Genomic DNA, 18,651 nt, shown 5'->3' on the forward strand with positions numbered 1-18,651 from the left:
CGGTCGAGCTCGGCGAGCCGGCGACGCGATCCGGGCCCGATCGCGCGGGAGACGGCGATACCCGGGACTTCCGGCTCAACCTGCCGTATAGCTACTATCAGGCACCAATCGCCTACATGGCGACTTTCGTCATGGACTTACAGATCGGCGAGGAGAGTGTCCCGCACGTGGCTGAATTGGGCAGGGCCGGGCGACGACGGACGGGCGCCATGGGCGACGGGACCGGGCCTGCGGGGTCAGCCGGCGGCGGGCCGCGTCGTCTGACCGGTGTCCGCCGGCTGCCGTTGCGCACCGTACTGCTCATCATCGTCTTCGTGCCGAGCCTGACCTTCACCCCGCTCCTGGCCTCGGGCATGTACCAGCTGGCCACACAGTGGCAGGCGGAGCAGACCCAGATGGAGCTGGCCACCACCGGCGCCGGCAGACCCGCGTCCGACCTGTTCTTCAGCCTTGATCAGGAGCGACGGCTCACCGCGGAGGTGCTGGGCGGCCCGAGCGGTGCCGCCCGCGGCAAGCTCGCCGAGCAGCGCGCGGCGACCGACCGGGCCGTGCGGGCGTTCCTTCCCCTGACCGCCCTGGACGACTCCGACGCGCAGGAAGGGCTCGCCGACGCCGTCACCCGCACCGAACGCGGCCTCGCCCTCCTCGATCAACAGCGCCGGGCGATCGACGCCGGCCGGTCCAGCACACAGCGCGCGTTCGACTACTACAGCAGCGTCCTGGAGTCAGACCTCGGCGTGCTGACCGCCCTCGGCAATACCGGCGAGGGCCAGGTGAACAGCAAGGCGCAGACGCTGACCGACCTCTTCTGGGTCGTCTACACGCTCGGCAGCGAAGACGCCTTGCTGGCCGGCGGCTGGGAAACGGGCACCCTGACGAGGAGCGAGTACGGCCTCGTCACCGACGCCATCGGCGCCAGGAAGCACCTCATGCGGTCCCGGGTGCTTCCGGCTCTCACGGGCAACGAGACCCCGTACGCGAAGCTGACGGACGGCAGGGCGTGGGAGGCCATGTCCGCCCTGGAAGGGCGGCTGATCGCCGCCGGGAGCGCCGCCGAGGGCGATGAGGTGACGCTCCGCGACGACAGCGCCAGATGGCGCGCCGCGGTGGACGCGGTCAGCGTGCAACTGCGGCAGCTCCTGAGCCTGCGATCCGAGAATGTCGGCCGGATGGGCTACGATCACGCCGACATGATCTTCATGATCTTCATCAGCATCTCCACCGTGGGCCTGCTCGCCCTGGGGCTGGTGTTCTACACGAGCTGGCGGCTCACCGCCGTTCTTCGCCGGCGCATCCTCCACCTGCGCCAGGACGCCCAGGAGCTCCAGGAGCGGCTGCCCGACGTGGTCGCCCGGTTGGAGCGTGGCGAGGACGTCGACGTGGACGCGGAAGTACGCACGCTCCGGCCCACCCCGGACGAGCTCGGCGAGCTCGGGCAGGCCCTCAACCTGGCCAGCCGCAGCGCCGTCCTCACCGCCGTGCGGCAGGCCGAACAGCACCGTGGCTTCCAGCGCATGCTGCAGCGCATCGCCCGCCGCACCCAGATCCTCATCGGCCTGCAGCTGAAGAAGCTGGACGAGCTGGAGCGCAAGCACGAGGACCCTGAGGTGCTGGAGGGCCTGTTCGACCTGGACCACCTCGCCGCCCGGCTGCGCCGCTACGAGGAGAACCTGGTGATCCTCGGCGGCGGGCAGCCGCAACGCCGCTGGCGCAAGCCGGTCAACCTGCTCGATGTCCTGCGCGCCGCGCAGGGCGAGGTCCAGGACTACCGCCGGATCTCGATCGACGTCGAGGGCGAACCCTGGATCGGGGAGCGCGCGGTGCAGCCGCTGGTCCACGTCCTGGCGGAGCTCATGGAGAACGCCACCACCTTCTCCAAGCCGCTGACCCCCGTCGAGGTGCGCGCCGCGCCGGTCAGCCGGGGCGTCGTGGTGGAGATCGAGGACCGCGGCCTGGGCATGGAACCCGAGCAGTACACCGCCGCCAACGCCCTGCTGCGGTCGCCGCCGCGGCTCGACGTGCTCACCCACGCCGACGACGTGCGTCTCGGCCTGTACGTGGTCGCTCGGCTCTCCGCGAACCTCGGCCTCCAGGTGGAACTGCGGCCGTCGGCCTTCGGCGGCAGCCGGGCCATCGTGCTGCTTCCCGAATCACTGGTGGTGGACCGCCCGCGTACGGTACCCGGGCCGGCCACGCTCCCCGGCAAGGCCCCCCGGGCCGCCAACGGCGCACCGCCCCGCCCTCCGGAGGATACCCCGCCCCACGAGGAAGGTCAGCTGCCGGCCCGCTCCCGAGGACGTGCGATGGCGTCCGTGACGACACCGGAAGGATCGCCGGACCAGGACGACGCCGCAGCGTCGCCCGACAACCGGCCGCTGCCCCAGCGGGTGCGCCAGGCCAGCCTGGCGGCCGAGCTCAAGGTCCCGGCGGACCGGGCCGAACCGGCCGGGCAGGAGTCCTGGACCGTACCCGACCAGCCCCGCCGATCCGGTGCCGCGATCGGCGCCTTCCAGAGGCAGTCACGCCTCCGCCGCACCGGCGACGACGCCTCTCAGCCCCGGGCGAACGGATCCCCCGAGCCCGGTTCCCCTACGACGGGAGATCGATGATGACGCAGCGCACCACCGCCACCGACACGGACCTGGACTGGCTTCTGGACGGCTTGGTCGATCAGGTCGCGGGCTCCCGGCACGCCGTCGTGCTGTCCGACGACGGCCTCGTGGTCAGCCGGTCCCGGACCATCGAACGCGCGGACGCCGAACGCCTGGCCGCGATCGCCACCGGCCAGCAGAGTCTGGCGCGCGGTGTCGGCCAGCTCTTCAACGGCGGGCCGGTCCACCAGGTCATCATCGAGATGGCCGATCTGTGGTTGTTCATCACCGCCGCGGGCCGGGGAACCCATCTGGCGGTGGTCGCGTCCCAGGAGGTCGACGCCGAGCTGATGAGCGTCGCGATGCACACCCTGATCCAGCAGGTCGGCCAGAAGCTGGGGACCGGCGTGCGCACCCCGAGTGACGGGGAGAGACACGGATGAAGCACTGGACAGAGGGCTTCGAGGACGATGACGCCGACGAGCCCCTTGTCCGTCCCTACACGATCACCGGCGGGCGAACCGCTCCCGAGCGGGACGACCTGACGCTGATCACTCTGGTGACGACGATGCCCGCGGTCTCGCCGGGGAGTGGACGCGGCCTGAAGAGGATGCAGCCGGAGCACCGCGCCATCCTCACTCTGTGCGAGCGGCCCCTGGCGGTGGCCGAAGTCGCCGCCGCGCTGAATCTCCCGGTGTCCGTGACGAAGATCCTCATCGGCGATCTGATCGAGTCGGGTCAGCTACTGAGCCGGCCACCGCTGGCGTTCACACAGGCAGGCGGCATTCCCGAGATGGCGATCCTTGAGGCGGTGAGAGATGGGTTACGCAGACTCTGACCACGGCGACGTTGCTCCTCTGGCGGTGAAGGTCCTGATCGCCGGTGGTTTCGGCGTCGGGAAGACCACCCTGGTCGGCGCGGTCAGCGAGGTCGCCCCGCTGCGTACGGAGGAGTACCTGACCCATGCCGGCGTCGGCGTCGACGATCTGGACGGCGTGGGCGGCAAGTCCACCACCACCGTCGCGCTGGACTTCGGCCGCATCACCATCAACAGCGAGCTCGTGCTCTACCTGTTCGGCACGCCGGGACAGGAACGCTTCTGGTTCCTGTGGAACGACCTGGTCAACGGCGCGATGGGCGCGATCGTCCTGGTCGACACCCGCCGGCTGGACGTGAGCTTCGCGTCGATCGACTTCTTCGAAAGCCGCGGCATCCCCTTCGTCGTCGGCGTCAACTGCTTCCACGGCGTGCTCGACCGCACTCAGGAAGAGATCCGGCGGGCACTCGACCTCGATCCGCAGGTGCCGCTGGTGCTCTGTGACGCCCGCGACCGGACGGCAGGGCGCGATGTGCTGCTGGTGCTCGTCGACCATGTGATGGCCGCCCAGTCCCGTGGCACACCGCACCCCGTGGCCTGACCTGGCCGTGCGGTCGCGGGCGATCGCGGAGGATCGCGGACGATCAGGGGCGGCCGTTGGCGGCGCACCAGCCTGCCCAGGTGGTGGCGCCCTTGCCGAGCTGCTTGTTGTAGAAGGACGTCCAGGAGTTCTCGCTCGGCCCCGGCTCGCCGGGGGCGGCCTTGAACAGCGGATGGTTCTGGTCGACCTCGGCTCGCAGCCACGGCTCGATGTCGCCGTAGGAGTCCAGCGACCAGCTGCGGGCATGGTAGGTGAGCTGACCGTGCACGTCGGTCTCCGGCAGGCACATGAACGGCGCCCACGGGCTGGTCCGCGCCCAGCTGATCTTCGTCTCCATCGCGCCGGACGGGACGCCGACGCTGGTGCGCGCCGCCACCTCGTGCTCGTCGACGGAGAAGTCGAACATCTCCTGCGCCGCGTACACGCCGCCGGTCAGGCCGAACCGCTCGCCGAGCGTGGTGCCGAAGTCCGCGCGTACGCCGATGTCGCTGGTCCAGACGGTCTCGTCGTGCAGCTCTCGCAACGGCGGACCCGCGAAGGACGAGGTGATCGGGAACGGGCCGAAGTTGACCGTGTCATTGTTGATGGGGACGACCGGGTACGTCTTGCCGTCGATCGGGTTCTTCCACTCGCGCACGACGCGCTGCGGATCCGCCGGGTCGGTGTAGAAGACGATCTCCCGGGAGAGCTGATAGAGCTGGTTCGTGCCAGGTACCCGGTACAGCCGCCGGATGTTGTAACCCTCGATGTTGAAGAGTTTCTGGCCGTGCCGCAACGCCGGGTCCAGGCTGTTGCCCTCGATGTTCGCGTACACCGATCCGGAGATCCGGAACACCATGTCCTTCCCGTCCGGACGCCCGTACGTCTGGAGGGACAGTTTCCCGCTCTTGTCGGTGACCGTCGCGTAGACCGGTCCGGGGTGTGTGGGAAAGGCGGAGCGGTCGTCCGCCGCCGCGTTCGGCACGCCGGTGCCGAGGATCAGGACGACCAGGGCCGACAATCCGGTGATACCTCGCTTGATCACGTACACCCTTTCATGCGAAGAAGACAGCGAACAGCGCCATATTGTGATCACGCCGAGCGGAGGATTGTCCAGGGCGGGGTGGGCTCGTCCACCGGATGCGGCCGCGCGGCACGGTGACCGGTCCCGGACGTGCTCTTCGGTGCGATCCGGCTGTTGGAGAGGCGCTTCACCTTGAAGACGCCGGGCCGGCCCCGGAAGTAGTGCGTGCCGCTGTTGTCGCGGGCGCCGGCCGCGACGCCCGGCCTCTGGACGGTGGCCGTCAAGGGACCGGGGCGCGGCTCAGGAGGGGATCCGGTCGAGGGCTGCCTGAATCTCCTCCTCCCGCCGGGGAATGCCGATCGCGCGGACCAGGTCCAGAGCCTCGGTGAGCGCCTCGCGGGCCTCCGCCGGGCTGCCGCTGTGGACGTGGATGTCGCCGAGAATGGTCAGCATGGTCGCCAGCCCGGCCCGGTCGCCGACCTCGCGATGGAACGCGAGCGGGCCGGTCATGATCTCCTCGGCGTCGTGGTGACGGCCCGCCTGGTCGTAGGCCAGTGCCAGGTGCCACTCACACCACACCACCCCGGCCCGGTCATCATGCCGCCGCCTGCTCATCCCAAGCGCTTCCTCCAGCACGCGTACCGCGTCCGCGGGCCGCCCCGCCTGCACATACGCGTCCGCGACGTGCGCCGACAGCCAGATCAGGGCGCCCTCGTCACCCTGGCGCCGGTAGATGTCACCGGCCTCGGCGTAGTGGCCGAGGGCGTCCTCGGGTCGCCCGAGGTCCAGCTGGAGGTCCCCGTAATGGGTCAGGACCCAGCCTGCCACGCCGTCGTCGCCCAGCGCGCGGGCGATCTCCAGGGCGCGGTCGTACAGTCGCGGCGTGTCCGCGCCGCGACCGAGGATGCGGCGGGCCTCGGCCAGGTGGACGAGCGAGCCGAGCTCGGCGCGCTCGTCCTCCGCCCGCCGGGCGGCGGTCACCGCCATGTCCTTGACCTCCTCCATCCCCTCCCAGTGACTTCGGTGGAACAGCAGGCCGTAGAGCGACCCGGCGACGCGCAGCACCAGATCCCAGTCCCCCGCGTCGTACGCGGCGCGAACGGCGGCGTGCACGTTCGCGTCCTCCTCGGCGAACCAGGCGATCGCCTCGTCGGGCGGGCGCTCATGGGCTCCGGGGAGCGACATCCAGCCGTGCAGCCGATCGGCGTGCCACTCGACGGAACGGCGCAGCACGGCATGGCGGTCGGCCGGGGAGTCCGTCTGCTCGGCGTTCTCCCTCGCGTACAGCCTGAGCAGGTCGTGCAGCCGGTAACGGTCGCCGTCGCGTCCGGCGCTCTGGAGCAATTGCAGGTTGACCAGCTCGCCCAGCAGGCGCTCGGCGTCGGCCACGTCCAGGCCGGCGGCCCTGGCCACCAGTTCGGCGCCGAAGCCGACACCGGGGAGCAGGCCGAGGAGGCGAAACAGCCGCCGCGTGTCCTCCGGCAGACCGTTATAGCTGACCACGAAGCTGTTGCGCACCCCCCGATCCTTCCCGGCCAATTGGGAAATACGTGTACGTTCGTCGGCCAGGAGAGCGACATAGGAGGACAAGGGGCGTTTCTCCAGCGCGGGAGAGGACACCTTCTCCCCCGCCATGCGGATGGCCAGCGGAAGGCCGTCGAGCATGGAGAGAATGGTCCGCGCCGTGTCGGGTTCGCGGGCGACCCGGCCGGCGCCGACGATCTGCTCGAACATCCGCAGCCCGGTCGCGGTCGGCAGTTGATCGACCGCCAGCCGGGACGCCCCGTCGATCGACAACGCCGACCTGCTGGTCAGGATCGCCGCGCTGCCCGGGGACTGAGGGAGCAGCGGGAGAATCTGCTTCTCGTTCGTCACGTTGTCCAGAACCAGAAGGCTGGGGCCGTCGCGCAGGAACTCCTGAAGAGTCTTCTTCCGTTTCTCGCGGTCAGGGGGCAGATCGCCGACGTCCATCCCGAATCCGCGGAGTAGCCGGATCATCGCGGCGTCCGCCGAGACCTCCCAGGCCTCGCTCCGCCCGAGTTCCACCATGATGCGGGCGTGCGGGAACACCGGCCCCAGCCGGTGTGCGAGCTGAATGGCCAGCTCGGTCTTCCCGATCCCGGCCATGCCGTACAACACGAGCACCGGCACGGTGTCCGCGAGCCGGCGGGTCACCCGCTCACCGGCCTCCGCGATGAGCCGTTCGCGGCCGGTGAAGTCGGCGAGCGGACGGCGCAAGTCCTGATGCCTGGAGACGGCACGGGGAACGGCGCGCCTCGGCAGAACGGCCCAGGTCTGCGGATCGGAATGCCACCACGGGCCGACGTCCCCCGCGACGTCGGCCAGGCGGGTGAGCGGTGACAGGGTCAAGGTCGAGGAGCCCTCGCTCAGGCGGTGTTCGATGACGACCCCGACGGCCACCGGGTCGCCGAGCACGTCCCTGCCGAACACCACCGCGCCCGACATGCCCTCCCACGCCGATTCGCCCTGGCCCCTGACCTGCTCCGGAGTCGAGGTGCTCCGCAGTTCGAGCAGCTCGCTGCGCAGGTGGGAGCCGGTCGGGATCACCCCGCCGATGTGGGAGGTGTCGCGCAGCGGGACGGTTCGCCCCAGCTGCTCGGTCTCTCTCCAGCGCGGGAATCCGATCGCCCAGCACTCCTCGATGGCATGGGCCAGGGAACGATCGACGCGAGCGAACCGGATCGGGGTGAGACCGGCCAGTCCGGGGATCTCGGCCGTCCCGAGCAGGGCGAGATCGTGCCCGGCGTCGGCGTAGAGGACCTCGGCGGGCACCTCAGCGTGGTTCAGCAGCCGTACCGAGATCTCCCCGGCCACGACGCCGCCGTCGCACACGTTGTGCGCGGCCGTGAGGACCCGCCGGTCGGCGGCGAGGAAACCCGAACCGACCGTCCAGGTGCCGTCCTCGCGCCACCAGAGCACCTCGACGGCGCGTCCGGTGATGTCCACCGGCGTCAGGGCTTCTCGGTGAACTCGCGGGTCACGCGTACGGGACGCCCGGCCCGGTCGACCGGAGCCTCCAGCGTCAGCGTCACCCGCTGGATCTCCTCCTTCTGGTACGAGCTCTCGCCGCCCAGCTCCAGGACCCAGAACTTGGCCTTGCCCTGGCCGCCGGTCTCGCGCGTGACGCCGATGTTGAACTCGACCTGCACCTGCCCCACCTCGAACCGGACGTCGGCATCCCGTGCGGCGCGCATCGCCTCGGCCAGTTCTTCACGCAGCGCGGCGATGGTCGCGGCAAGCGGCATCTCTCCCACAGTGCACCCTCCGCAGGGTTCAGGCCCGGACCCCTCATGGCTCTCAGTTGTGCATCGCTGCGGAAGGTAACCATGTTTCTGCCGTTCTGGCGGAAGCCCCGAGACCCGGCGCGCGTGCGCGGGCTCAGCCGTACATCCCGAGGACGTAGGCGCCCGGTATCAGCGCGATGGTGAGGGCGGCGGCCCACCAGCGGGGAGCCGGGCCGTCTTTCAGCATCCCCACGCCGAGGGGCACCAGGGCGACGGCGAGGCCGGCCAGGGCGACCAGCGAGATCGGGTCGCTGCTGCCCTTCAGCACGCCCAGCGGCAGCGCGTGCCCCAGCGCCAGTGCCACGCACCTGACCACGCCGAGCGCGTGAGGGCCGAACGCCCGGGACCGGTAGGCGCCGATGGCGAGCACGATCCAGCCGGCCATGATGCAGATGTTGACGGCTTTGAAGGCGTGGAAGGCGCCGTAGGTGTCCGTGACCACCCGTTGTGCCTCTTTCAGCCCGAGCTCGTCCACCAGCTGGAAGGCCAGATGGCTCACCCCGGCGTGAAAGATCCGCCCGAACAGCCCGAGCACGACCAGCGTGACGCCCCACCTGGCCCAGCCCGGGTGGGTCACGCTGATCAACCGGGCCAGCGCGGTGGTCGCCGGCCACAGCAGCACGACGCCGGCGGCGAACAACCCGTAGGACACGGCCATCCGCCCTGGATCTGTGGCATAGGCGGCGAGCTGGCCGGGGAAGAAGTCGTCCTCGCCGATCCGGGTGAGCACCCCGGCGAGGAGGAGCAGCGGCCCCAGCACCGCCCCGGCACCCTCGACCCAACGGCCGGGAATCGTCCGTGTCATCGTCATGCCGACCATTGAAACGACGGCACGGCCCAGGCACACACGTGCTGGCGCGACAATCGACGGTATACCCAGGACTACCATTCGGCCGAGGGCCTGGCGAACCCCGGTGCCGGGCTACCGGGCGGTCATCCAGGGAGAGATGTGCCCCGGTCAAGCCGCGCCCAGTACCCCCGGAGCGGGTGACGGTAAGCGATCGAAAGCAAAACAAAAGCCGCCTTCACTAGAGTCGCCTCCGTGACCTGAAGGGAGGGGCAACGTGCGGAAGATCTTGATCAGCCTGGGCATCACCGTGGCGGTCGCGACGGGCGCCACCGCCACAGCGGAAGCAGAGAGTTGGGACCTGGCCTGCAAGCACTACAAGATGGACGGGCTCTGTGACATGTCCTGGACCGAGGAGACCATGGGCAAGCCGCTATCGGCCTGAGCCTGGCGGCGGCTGCCGATCTCGCTTCCCCAGGCGCGAACGCCGTCCCCGCCACCGTTTCGGAACCCGCCACTGCGCCCCTCGCTCAGCGTGATCGGGCCAGGGCCTCCGCCGCCTTCGCCCGCCAGCGCTCCGCCTCCATGTCGGCGAACAGCGCGTGCGCCTTCTCCAGGTGAGCCACCCCACCGGGGTCTCCCTGCTGGCTGAGCAGCAGGCCGAGCGACAACCTCGTTCGCCCCTCGATGTGCCGTTCTCCGAGCTCCTGGGCCATGGCCAGAGCATGTGACAGGACACGTTCGGCCTGGTCGGCCCGGCCGAGGGCCGCCTGCGCCTCGCCAGTCCCGTGAAGGACGTACGTCTCACCGATCCGGTCCCGGATGCTGCGGACGATGGCCAGGGCTCCTTCGAACTCCTCCAGCGCGCGCGGGGCGTCGCCGCGCAGCAGGGCGAGGTCGGCGATGCGCTTCAACGCCTGGGCCTCGCCGCGGGGAACGCCCTCGTCCCTGAAGATCGCCAGTGCGCGGTCGAGCAGCGGCTCCGCCTCACCCAGGCGGCCCTCTTCGAGATGGATGGCCGCGATGCTCACCAGGACGTGGCCTTCGGCCGCCGGGTCACCCACTGCCTCCAGCAGCGGCAGTGCCTGCCTGTATCTGTCGAGCGCCGCGTCGACCTCGCCCCTGACCCGCATCGAGAGCGCCAGGTTACGCAGGGCCAGCGCCATGCCGTGCACCTCCCCGATCAGCTCGAAGATGTCGATCGCCTGGACCAGCAGAGGTTGTGCCTCGTTGTACCGCTGCTGGAAGATGGCCAGTGTGCTCAGCGAGTACAGCATGGCCCCCTCTCCGCGCGTGTTGGCGGCCCTTCGGCAGGATTCGAGCGCGATCTCGGCGACGGTGCGCCACTCGTCGTAGTACGCCCGGACCTCGAAGAGGGTGATGGCGGTCATCGCGATGTTCCAGCACAGCTCGTCGAGGTCGTGCGCCGCCGCCTGCCGTACGCTCGCCAGGAGCGTGGTGCGCTCGTCCTCCAGCCACCCGAGTGGGTCGTTCCCGAACAGCGCGTCGGCCAGGCCGTCGTCCTGGGAATCACCCGTGTCCTTGCCCCGCAGGAGGGTGAAATGCCCGCCGTAGGAACGCTGGTGCGCGCGGTCGGCCAGGAAGAGGAAGCGCTTGCAGGCACGCTCGACCGCCGTCCGGCGCTGCTCCTCGCCGTCGCCGGTGAGGGCGCTTTCGCCCGCGTACGCACGCACGAGGTCGTGCATGACGTATCTCTGGCCTCTGCGGACCAGCAGCGAGGCGTCGACCAGCTCATCGAACGCGTCCTGGGCCGCGTCGTCGCCGAGCAGCGCCTCGCCTAGCCAGTGGGCGATCTGCGGGCTGCCGAGCAGCCCGATCCGCCGGAACAGCGTCTGGGCCTTGCGTGACAACCCTTGGTAGCTGACGTCGAGGCTGGCCCGTACCTCAAGATCACCATGACTGAGAACGTCCAGCATGGTGCGGGAGTCGCTGAGCAGGTCCACCAGGGTCCGGACGGTCCACTGCGGGCGAACGGCGAGCCGCGCGCCCGCGATGCGCAGCGCGAGCGGCAGGCCGCCGCACTGCTCGGCCAGCGTCCTGACGGCGTCGGGCTCCAGCGCGGCGCGATGAGCGCCGATGTCGTGGGTGAGCAGTTCGACGGCGCCCTCGTTGCCGAGAACGTCGAGGCGGACCACCCGGTGTTCCGGCAACCCGATCGGGTGGTGCCGGCCGGTGATCAGGACGGCGCTGGGAGAACCGCCGGGAAGCAGGGGCCGGATCTGTTCGAACGACCCCGCGTTGTCGAGGAGCAGGAGCACGCGGCTGCCGGCCACGGTGGAGCGGAACAGAGCGCCTCGCTCCTCCAGCAGCCGGGGTATCACCGTGACGCCCAGCGCGCGGAGGAACTGGCTCAGCACGTTGGTCGGCTGCAGCTCGCCTTCGCGCAGGTCGATGTAGAGCTGCCCGTCCGGGTAGCTGGGCGACAACCGATGCGCCGTCTGGAGTGCCAGCTCGGTCTTGCCCACCCCGGCCCTGCCGACGATGGCGGCGATGGGCAACCCGGTACCCGCGCCCGTTTCGTCGAGCAGCGAGCTGATCCGGCGCATCTCGGCCTCGCGTCCGGCCAGCCGCGAGATCATCGGAGGAAGCTGCCTCGGGACCGGCGTCTGACTCACGATCGCCGGCCCGCTGTCGAGCTCCGCGTTCTGGTTGAGTATGGCGAGCTCAAGCCGACGTAGTTCGTCCCCCGGCACCAGACCGAGCGTGTCCTGCAGCATCACCCGATAAGCGCGGAAGACGTCGAGTGCTTCGGCCTGTCGTCCCGAACGGTAGAGCGCGAGCATGAGGAGTCCGTGTAACCGCTCGCGTAGCGGGTTGTCGCGGACGAGGCCGCGTAGCTCGGCGACCAGTTGCTGATGGCGGCCCTCTCCGAGTTCGAGTTCGATGCACTGCTCGTGAGCGAGCAGGCGGCGTTCCTGTACGCCGTGCACGATCCTCTGGACCAGGTCGCTTCTGACGTTGGACAGCATGGGGCCCCGCCATAGGGCCAGTGCCGCGCGCAGGGTCCTGGCCGCTTGGGCGGGATTCTCCAGTCGGGCCTGCTCGGTCAGCTCGTCGAAGTCGGTGAGGTCGAGCTGACCGCGTTCGACTCTCAGCCGGTAGCCGGGAGGCTTGGTGATGAGGAGACGGTGCGGCTGAGCGGTATCGCCGAGCAGGCGGCGCAGCTGGGAGATCCGGATCTGGATCTGATTCCGGGCGGTCTCCGGGGGCGCCTCACCCCAAATGGCCTCGATCATTCTGTTGACGGGCACAATTCGATTGGCGTCGAGTAGCATGATCGCCATGGCGACGCGCTGGAGCCCGCCTCCGAGGTGCAGCTGTTCGCCGCCCCGTTCGACCTCCAGCGGTCCGAGAATCCTGAAACGCATGATCCTCCTCCGCAGGAGATCATCCCTGGACAGGCCGCATCGCACAATACCTCCCATTTGGGCGAATTCTGAGCATGAATCCCGTTTTCACAGTCCGCGATGATCGCCTTTCGGTAGCGGCCGGAGCAGCATCCCGGCCGTGAACCAGCCCTTGATGGAAGGCACCGGGGGCCGCAGCCGGGGTCAATCATGACAGCGCTGTAATGCGGCAGTAATGGTATAAGTCGCCAAAAATGATCTCATTCCTGCCACCCTGATCCCGAATTGCCGCGGCAGCTCCATCCGCCCACTCCTTTCGGCCGACGTCTCGCCCGTCTCCAGCCATCACCCCTGGCGGGAATCCGGCCGGGACGGTCACGACCGGTTCTCACGTTCACCGCCCTGTCAAAGGACATTCACCGTCAACCGCAGCCGCCCGGGGCTTTGGGAAGGTTTTGCGAGAACCTCTCAGCCTGGATCCACGGTGTGAATTCGGTTGATCGTCTGCGGGTCCGCCCCCTCGACCAGGACCGTTCTCGCGGGCAGGCGCAGAGCGATGCGGCCGCGTCCGCACCGAGCGATGCGGGCGGGAACCGCCGGCCAGGTGGGCGTTGACCCGCTCTTGCACTGCGTGGCCACGGTGGCGTTCCCCCGCCCACCGGAGGGATGCGGGCTGTCGGTGAAGTTTTGACCACCGCCTCGCCCTCGGACTACGCCCCTACGCGGGCCGCTATGTGCGGGCAAAAGCGAATTGAAATCGTGTTCGAGTAGCGTCCCAGGACGTGGGACGTCGAGTCGGGAAGGCACGCGATGCGCAATCACCGCCCGGACGTCGGCCGACTCGGTGACCGCATACCCACCGAAAAACGCGGAGCGGCTTCACGGAACTCAACGCGTTTCGCCTGCCGCCCGACGCCGGACAACGCCGATCTGATTCTCGGGTGCGTCATTCCTGGGCGACTATAACCGCTTTCCCGTGGGACAATATTGGGCGAACAGTGATCCGGGAGCACACATGTACTTCTCAGTACTGGGGCCACTCGAAGCAGGATCAGAAAACGGCCCCATGGATATCGAAGGGATGCGCCAGAAGATCGTACTCGCAATGCTGCTCCTCGAGCCAGAGAAAGTCATCTCAACAGACCGGCTGATCGAGGCGGTGTGGGACGATGATCCGCCGCCTACGGCCCGCGAACAGATCCACTTCTGCGTGTCCCGTCTGCGACGAGCGATGGGCAGGGCGCACGGCGCCCACCTGATCGAAACTCGAAGGCCTGGCTACCTGCTGCGGTTGGACGGCTGCACCCTCGATACCCGGTTATTCGACGCCCGCGTCGCCGAAGGCCAGCGCGCCCTGCGCAATGGCGATCCCGCCCGGTTCGTTGCCGGCATGCGGGGAGCGCTGGCGCTGTGGCGGGGAGCGGCGCTGTCGGACATATCAGCCCCACTGGTCCAGCACTGTGTGGTGCGCTTGGAGGAGCGCCGCCTGAGCGCCCTGGAGCAGAGCATCGAGATCGAGCTGGCCGCGGGACTGGATCAGGATCTGGCGGCCGAGCTCGCGACCCTCACCCGGCAGCATCCCTTACGTGAGCGGTTCCATGCCCTGTTCATGATGGCGCTGTACCGCCACGGGCGTCAGGCCGAAGCGCTGGACGTCTATCGGAACATCCACCGCCTTCTCACGGCTGAATTGGGCATCGAGCCGAGCGCGGATCTTCGATCACTGCACCGGGAGATGCTGGCCGGTGAACACGTCTTCGGGCAGGCCCCCTTACGGGTGGGGTCCGTGCCCTTCGGCAACAGCATCGATCCGGCACAGAAAAGGCTGGCCGAGCCGATCTCCGCACCACCGGTCCACCCGGGCGTCCCCACGCTGCTGCCACCGGCCATCTCGGACTTCACCGGGCGCACCGACCTGATCCATGCGGTTCTGACTGACGTCATCGGGACCACGAGCGCGGGCCGAGCACTTCCCGTCGTGGTCTTCCACGGCCGAGGTGGTGCGGGGAAGACGGCTTTCGTGGTCCACCTGGCGCACCTGATGGCGGGTGACTTCCCAGACGGCCAACTGTTCGCTCACCTGCATGCCGACTCCCGGGCGGCCGATCCCGCCGATATCCTCGGCCGGTTCTTACGCGCCCTGGGTGTCAGCGGCTCCTCCCTGCCACACGATGTCGAGGAACGCGGGGAGGTCTACCGGAATCTACTCGGCAAACGCCGCATGCTGATCGTCCTCGACGATGCGGAGTCCGAGGAGCAGGTCATGCCGCTGCTTCCGGGGAGCGGGCAGTGCTCGGTGCTGGTCACCAGCCGCCGCCGGCTGACCGGCTTGCCGGCCGAGCGGATCGAGATCCCGACGATGAGCCGGCCCAGCGCCGTGACCTTGCTGGACCACGCCATCGGCGGCGAGCGAGCCCAGGCGGAACCCGAAGCGGTGGAAGACCTGTGCGATCTGTGCGACGGCCTGCCGCTCGCGTTGCGCATCGTAGCCGCCCGCCTCGCCGCGCGACCGCACTGGAAGGTGGCGGGTCTCGTGGAACGGCTCACCGACGAGACACGCCGGCTCGACGAATTGAACCACGGCAAAATGGGAGTGCGCGCCAGCATTTCCTTGTCCTACAACTCCCTGTCCCCCGAAGCCCGCAGGCTTTTCCGGCTTCTGGCGCTCTCCGAGGCGAGCAGCTTCCCCGCCTGGGTGGGCGCGCCTCTGCTGGAGACCGGCCTGCTCCAGGCCGAAGACGCCATCGGGGAACTGGCCGAGGCGTATCTCTTCGACGTGGAATCCGGTCCGGGCCCGGACCGTTATCGGTTCCCCGCCATGATGCGGTCATTCGCACGCGAACGGCTGCTGGAAGAGGAGAGCCCGGCAGAGCGACGTTCCGCGCTGGAACGCCTTGTCGGGTGCCTGCTGTTCTTGGCCGGCGAGGCATACCGTCGCGAGTATTCCGGTGACTACCTCCTCCCAGCCGGCCGCGCCTCCCGATGGGCGCTCCCGGCCTCGTTCCTCGATCGTGTACTCATCGAGCCCTTGGCCTGGTACGAGCAAGAGCGGCAGTTCCTCCTCTCCGGCATCCGGCAGGCTGCGGCCGCCGGGCTGGTCGAGCACTCCTGGAACCTGGCGCTGAGCGTCGTCCCCCTGTTGGAGTCGCAGTCCTATTTCTCCGACTGGCGCGAAAGCCATGCCATGGCGCTCAAGGCGGCCTGCCGGCACGGGAACCAGCGCGGCGAGGCCGCCATGCGATACTCGCTCGGCTCCTTGGACATGATCCAACGGCGACCCGGCCCGGCGACACAGCAGTTCGAGCAGGCCATGGCGTTGTACGAGCAACTGGATGACGAGCACGGCGCCGCGCTGGTGCTGCGCTACATGGCGTTCCTCAATCGTCAGAACGGGGACCTGGAGACGGCGTTGTCTCAGTGGGGGGCGGCGCTGCGCACATTCCAGCAGGTCGGCGATCGTGTCGCCGAGGCCTACGTCCTGCACAACATGGCGCAGGCGAACATCGACCTCGGCGACGACGAGGCGGCCCAGAGCCTGCTCGGCCGCGCCACCCACATCTCCGACCAGATCGGCAACCGCCGGGTCGGCGCCCAGGTGCAGCACCGCCTCGGAACGCTGCACCTGACGCGCGGCGAGTTCGTCGAGGCCGCGGAGTTGTTCACGGCGGTCCTGGCGACCACCCGCAGGTCCGGGGACCGGCTCGGCGAGTGCCACGCCCTGCTGGGCCTGGCGGAGGCCGATCTTCGGAGAGGTGCGCACCAGCAGGCCGGCCCCCTCCTGGAGCGGGCCCTGACCCTGGTGAACACGGTCGGGGACAGCGTGGTCAGGAACCGTGTCGAGCTGGCCCTCGCGGAGTGGTCACTGGTCCGCGCCGATCTGGACACCGCGCTGGCCAGGGCCGATCAGTCGGTGTCCGGTTTCGCGGAACTGGGCATGGTGTTGTTCGAGGCACGAGCCCTCATGGTCAAGGGGCGGGTGCTCGCCGCCGCCGAAGCGCCCAAGGCGGCGGAGACGGCCTGGCGGATGGCCTCCCGCTTGCTGTCGGGAACACGGCCACAGCACGTGGTGAAGGCCCGGAAGGAAGTCGAGCGCCTGCTGGCCGGTCTGGCGAGGGGACGCTGATCGGTCCGGGGCAGGTCGAGTTGTCAGTCCCAAGCGGTATTCGCGGTGCACCGGATCATCTTGGTCGCGCTCATCTCTGTCCTTTCTGGCGTCTGGCGATTCTCGCTTTTCTTTACTTACTGAGCCGAGGGTAGGAGAGCAACCTGTTGAATCGCTTTCCGCCGCCTGCCATCCGCTGTCGATCAGTTTCCGGGCCGGAGTCCGCTGAAGGCCATCGCCATTGATGCGCCAGTGATAGCCGATTGAAAGGCACGCTTCCCAGGCTGGCCGCTGACAGGGTTCGCAACCAATTCGATGGGAATCCGGATGAGGCCGACCGATGCATCTCTTGAGGACGCCCACACCGCCGCGCCGACCTTCGCGGCCGGCCCACTCCGCGTCGATGCCGACCGCTTCCTCACCGCGCTGCGCGGCCTCGCCCAGATCGGATGCGATCCGCAGGGGGGAATCACTCGGCTCGGGCTGAGCGCGGAGGAGAGCCGAGCACGGGAGTTCCTCGAAGACCTGGCCGCGAAAGCCGGGCTGGCCACTGACGTCGACCCGGCCGGCAATCTGCTGATTCGGCGCGCGGACGCCGACCCGTGCCTGCCGGTCCTGATGTTCGGTTCGCACATCGACACCGTCCGGCAGGGCGGCTGGCTCGACGGCGCCTACGGCGTGGTCGCCGCTCTGGAGGCGTTGACGGTGCTGCTCGAGACCGGGGTCACGATCGACGGATTCGAGCCTGTAGCCGTGGGATTCGCCAACGAGGAAGGCGCGCTCGTTCAGCATCCCTTCTGGGGGTCACGTGCGATGGCCGGCTTGCTGGACGCCGACGCGGAGAAGGCCGTCGACCGGGCGGGCCGCCCGGCGAGGGACTATCTGCCGGCCGCGGGGGGCGACCCGGAGCGCTTGGCCGAAGCCGCCTGGCCGGCCGGCCGCATCGCCGCCTTTCTCGAGCTGCACATCGAGCAGGGGCCGGTGCTGGAGCGACTCGGTCTGGACATCGGCGTGGTGGACGGCATCGTCGGCCGCACCATATTCGCGTGCGAGGTCAGCGGCGAACAACAGCATGCGGGTACCACTCCCATGCGTGACCGCCGGGACGCCCTGGTGGGCGCCGCACACCTGGTCGCCAAGGTGGAAAGCCTCGCCACGGCGCTCGGTGCGTGCTCGACGGCGACCGTCGGATTCATGGACGTGTCCCCGAACACCGTCAACACCATTCCCGGCGTCGTACGCCTCAATGCTGAGATCCGCGATACGGATACCACCCGGATCCAGCGCAGCGAGCGACTGCTGGCCTCGATGGCCGAGCACGTGGCCCGGGTGTCCCACGTTGATGTCGACCTGCGGGTCTGTGACCGGTCGGCTCCCGTGCTCACCGACCCCGGGCTGCGTGGCGTCATCGCGGACGCGGCTGAGTCCCTGGGCCTGTCCTGGCAGGCCATGCCGAGTGGCGCCGGCCACGACGCGCAGGTCATCGCGGCCCTGGCCCCCGTCGGCATGATCTTCGTGCCCAGTAAGGATGGAATCAGCCACGCACCCGGTGAGGACTCCGACGTGGGAGCTCTGGTCGCCGGGGCCGACGTGCTCGTCACGGCGCTGGCCGCGCTCCTGGGCCGTGGCTCACCGGAGTCGGATCTCGAAAAGACCAGGGAGGATCTGGCGAGTATCGCCTGTCGCCGGCTGGAAGGCCGGCTGGGCGCATGAAGATCTCCATTCAACTCGTCGACGGTGTGACCGGCCGGCCCTGCGCGGAGGTCGACGTCGGCCTGGCCTGTGAGACGGCGACCGGCTTGATCAAGCTGGCGTCGGGTCGTACGGGATGTGACGGCCGGCTGGTGCTGGCCGAAGGCCCCGGCCTGGAAGCGGCCACCTATCAGGTCGAGGTGGAGCTGGACAGCTACTACACGCTCCAGGGCTGTCTGCCGCTCTTTCTCCGAGCGTCCTTCGTCTTCCGGGTCTGCGGCCCGACGACCGACCTCCATCTGCCGTTGCTGACCTCGCCTCAGTCCCTCCTGGCGTATCGCGGTGCTGACACATGAATGATCACAGTCTCTTCGTCATGATCCCG

14 protein-coding genes are annotated in these 18,651 nt (G+C 69.1%); 8 read left to right on the plus strand and 6 right to left on the minus strand.

What is annotated here, in order from left to right:
* The first annotated feature begins 131 nt into the window (after positions 1–131).
* Genes ACTMTF_RS07835 through ACTMTF_RS07850 form a run of 4 tightly spaced genes read left to right on the plus strand, consistent with a single transcriptional unit; the run spans position 132 to position 4,009 of the window.
* Entirely contained in the window at positions 132–2,609 is a 2,478-nt protein-coding gene (locus tag ACTMTF_RS07835) for a sensor histidine kinase (protein WP_441109959.1), read from the plus strand.
* On the plus strand, positions 2,606–3,034 hold the full coding sequence (locus tag ACTMTF_RS07840) for a roadblock/LC7 domain-containing protein (RefSeq protein WP_397012689.1): 429 nt from the start codon (positions 2,606–2,608) through the stop codon (positions 3,032–3,034). Before ACTMTF_RS07835 ends, ACTMTF_RS07840 begins: the two co-directional genes overlap by 4 nt.
* Positions 3,031–3,429, plus strand: a complete 399-nt coding sequence (locus tag ACTMTF_RS07845) for a DUF742 domain-containing protein (RefSeq protein WP_441109960.1) — start codon at positions 3,031–3,033, stop codon at positions 3,427–3,429. The genes ACTMTF_RS07840 and ACTMTF_RS07845 overlap by 4 nt, the downstream gene beginning before the upstream one ends.
* The gene (locus ACTMTF_RS07850) at positions 3,410–4,009 is read left to right on the plus strand and encodes a GTP-binding protein (protein ID WP_441109961.1); all 600 of its coding nucleotides are present in this window, start codon (positions 3,410–3,412) and stop codon (positions 4,007–4,009) included. The genes ACTMTF_RS07845 and ACTMTF_RS07850 overlap by 20 nt, the downstream gene beginning before the upstream one ends.
* Before the next feature lie 43 nt (positions 4,010–4,052).
* On the opposite strand, the gene ACTMTF_RS07855 is transcribed toward ACTMTF_RS07850, so the two are convergent.
* From ACTMTF_RS07855 to ACTMTF_RS07875, 5 genes are all read right to left on the minus strand, one after another.
* Positions 4,053–5,033: a DUF1838 family protein gene (locus ACTMTF_RS07855; RefSeq protein ID WP_441109962.1), complete on the minus strand. Its 981-nt coding sequence runs from the start codon at positions 5,031–5,033 to the stop codon at positions 4,053–4,055.
* A gap of 47 nt (positions 5,034–5,080) precedes the next feature.
* A complete protein-coding gene (locus ACTMTF_RS07860) occupies positions 5,081–5,296 on the minus strand; it encodes a hypothetical protein (protein WP_441109963.1) in 216 nt (71 codons plus the stop codon).
* 16 nt (positions 5,297–5,312) lie between these two features.
* Positions 5,313–7,979 carry a tetratricopeptide repeat protein gene (locus ACTMTF_RS07865; RefSeq protein WP_441109964.1) on the minus strand — a complete coding sequence of 889 codons (2,667 nt, stop codon included), beginning with the start codon at positions 7,977–7,979 and terminating at the stop codon, positions 5,313–5,315.
* A 5-nt stretch (positions 7,980–7,984) separates the two neighbouring features.
* Positions 7,985–8,278 (minus strand): trypco2 family protein, encoded by a 294-nt coding sequence (locus ACTMTF_RS07870; protein ID WP_441109965.1) that lies wholly within the window; start codon positions 8,276–8,278, stop codon positions 7,985–7,987.
* A 133-nt stretch (positions 8,279–8,411) separates the two neighbouring features.
* Positions 8,412–9,128 (minus strand): hypothetical protein, encoded by a 717-nt coding sequence (locus tag ACTMTF_RS07875; protein ID WP_441109966.1) that lies wholly within the window; start codon positions 9,126–9,128, stop codon positions 8,412–8,414.
* A 253-nt stretch (positions 9,129–9,381) separates the two neighbouring features.
* On the opposite strand from ACTMTF_RS07875, the gene ACTMTF_RS07880 reads away from it, so the two are divergent.
* On the plus strand, positions 9,382–9,549 hold the full coding sequence (locus ACTMTF_RS07880) for a hypothetical protein (RefSeq protein ID WP_441109967.1): 168 nt from the start codon (positions 9,382–9,384) through the stop codon (positions 9,547–9,549).
* 85 nt (positions 9,550–9,634) lie between these two features.
* Here ACTMTF_RS07880 and ACTMTF_RS07885 read toward each other — a convergent pair whose 3' ends face one another.
* A complete protein-coding gene (locus tag ACTMTF_RS07885; protein ID WP_441109968.1) occupies positions 9,635–12,493 on the minus strand; it encodes a BTAD domain-containing putative transcriptional regulator in 2,859 nt (952 codons plus the stop codon).
* A 1,045-nt stretch (positions 12,494–13,538) separates the two neighbouring features.
* Between ACTMTF_RS07885 and ACTMTF_RS07890 the strand changes: the two genes are divergently transcribed.
* The 3 genes from ACTMTF_RS07890 (at position 13,539) to ACTMTF_RS07900 (ending at position 18,622) form a co-directional block, all read left to right on the plus strand.
* The gene (locus tag ACTMTF_RS07890) at positions 13,539–16,595 is read left to right on the plus strand and encodes an AfsR/SARP family transcriptional regulator (protein WP_441109969.1); all 3,057 of its coding nucleotides are present in this window, start codon (positions 13,539–13,541) and stop codon (positions 16,593–16,595) included.
* A 306-nt stretch (positions 16,596–16,901) separates the two neighbouring features.
* Positions 16,902–18,287: a Zn-dependent hydrolase gene (locus tag ACTMTF_RS07895; protein ID WP_441109970.1), complete on the plus strand. Its 1,386-nt coding sequence runs from the start codon at positions 16,902–16,904 to the stop codon at positions 18,285–18,287.
* Positions 18,284–18,622 (plus strand): hydroxyisourate hydrolase, encoded by a 339-nt coding sequence (locus ACTMTF_RS07900; RefSeq protein ID WP_397012711.1) that lies wholly within the window; start codon positions 18,284–18,286, stop codon positions 18,620–18,622. Before ACTMTF_RS07895 ends, ACTMTF_RS07900 begins: the two co-directional genes overlap by 4 nt.
* Positions 18,623–18,651: the final 29 nt, after the last annotated feature.

The organism is Nonomuraea sp. ZG12 (assembly GCF_052068115.1).
In the GTDB taxonomy this organism is placed as follows: domain Bacteria; phylum Actinomycetota; class Actinomycetes; order Streptosporangiales; family Streptosporangiaceae; genus Nonomuraea.

Excerpts from the sequence above, each read along its gene's own strand:
- ACTMTF_RS07890 (WP_441109969.1), top strand. The coding sequence starts at position 13,539 with ATGGATATCGAAGGGATGCGCCAGAAGATCGTACTCGCAATGCTGCTC.
- ACTMTF_RS07850 (WP_441109961.1), top strand. The coding sequence starts at position 3,410 with ATGGGTTACGCAGACTCTGACCACGGCGACGTTGCTCCTCTGGCGGTG.
- ACTMTF_RS07870 (WP_441109965.1), bottom strand. The coding sequence starts at position 8,278 with ATGCCGCTTGCCGCGACCATCGCCGCGCTGCGTGAAGAACTGGCCGAG.
- ACTMTF_RS07885 (WP_441109968.1), bottom strand. The coding sequence starts at position 12,493 with ATGCGTTTCAGGATTCTCGGACCGCTGGAGGTCGAACGGGGCGGCGAA.
- ACTMTF_RS07840 (WP_397012689.1), top strand. The coding sequence starts at position 2,606 with ATGATGACGCAGCGCACCACCGCCACCGACACGGACCTGGACTGGCTT.
- ACTMTF_RS07900 (WP_397012711.1), top strand. The coding sequence starts at position 18,284 with ATGAAGATCTCCATTCAACTCGTCGACGGTGTGACCGGCCGGCCCTGC.
- ACTMTF_RS07875 (WP_441109966.1), bottom strand. The coding sequence starts at position 9,128 with ATGACGATGACACGGACGATTCCCGGCCGTTGGGTCGAGGGTGCCGGG.
- ACTMTF_RS07895 (WP_441109970.1), top strand. The coding sequence starts at position 16,902 with ATGAGGCCGACCGATGCATCTCTTGAGGACGCCCACACCGCCGCGCCG.
- ACTMTF_RS07845 (WP_441109960.1), top strand. The coding sequence starts at position 3,031 with ATGAAGCACTGGACAGAGGGCTTCGAGGACGATGACGCCGACGAGCCC.
- ACTMTF_RS07835 (WP_441109959.1), top strand. The coding sequence starts at position 132 with ATGGACTTACAGATCGGCGAGGAGAGTGTCCCGCACGTGGCTGAATTG.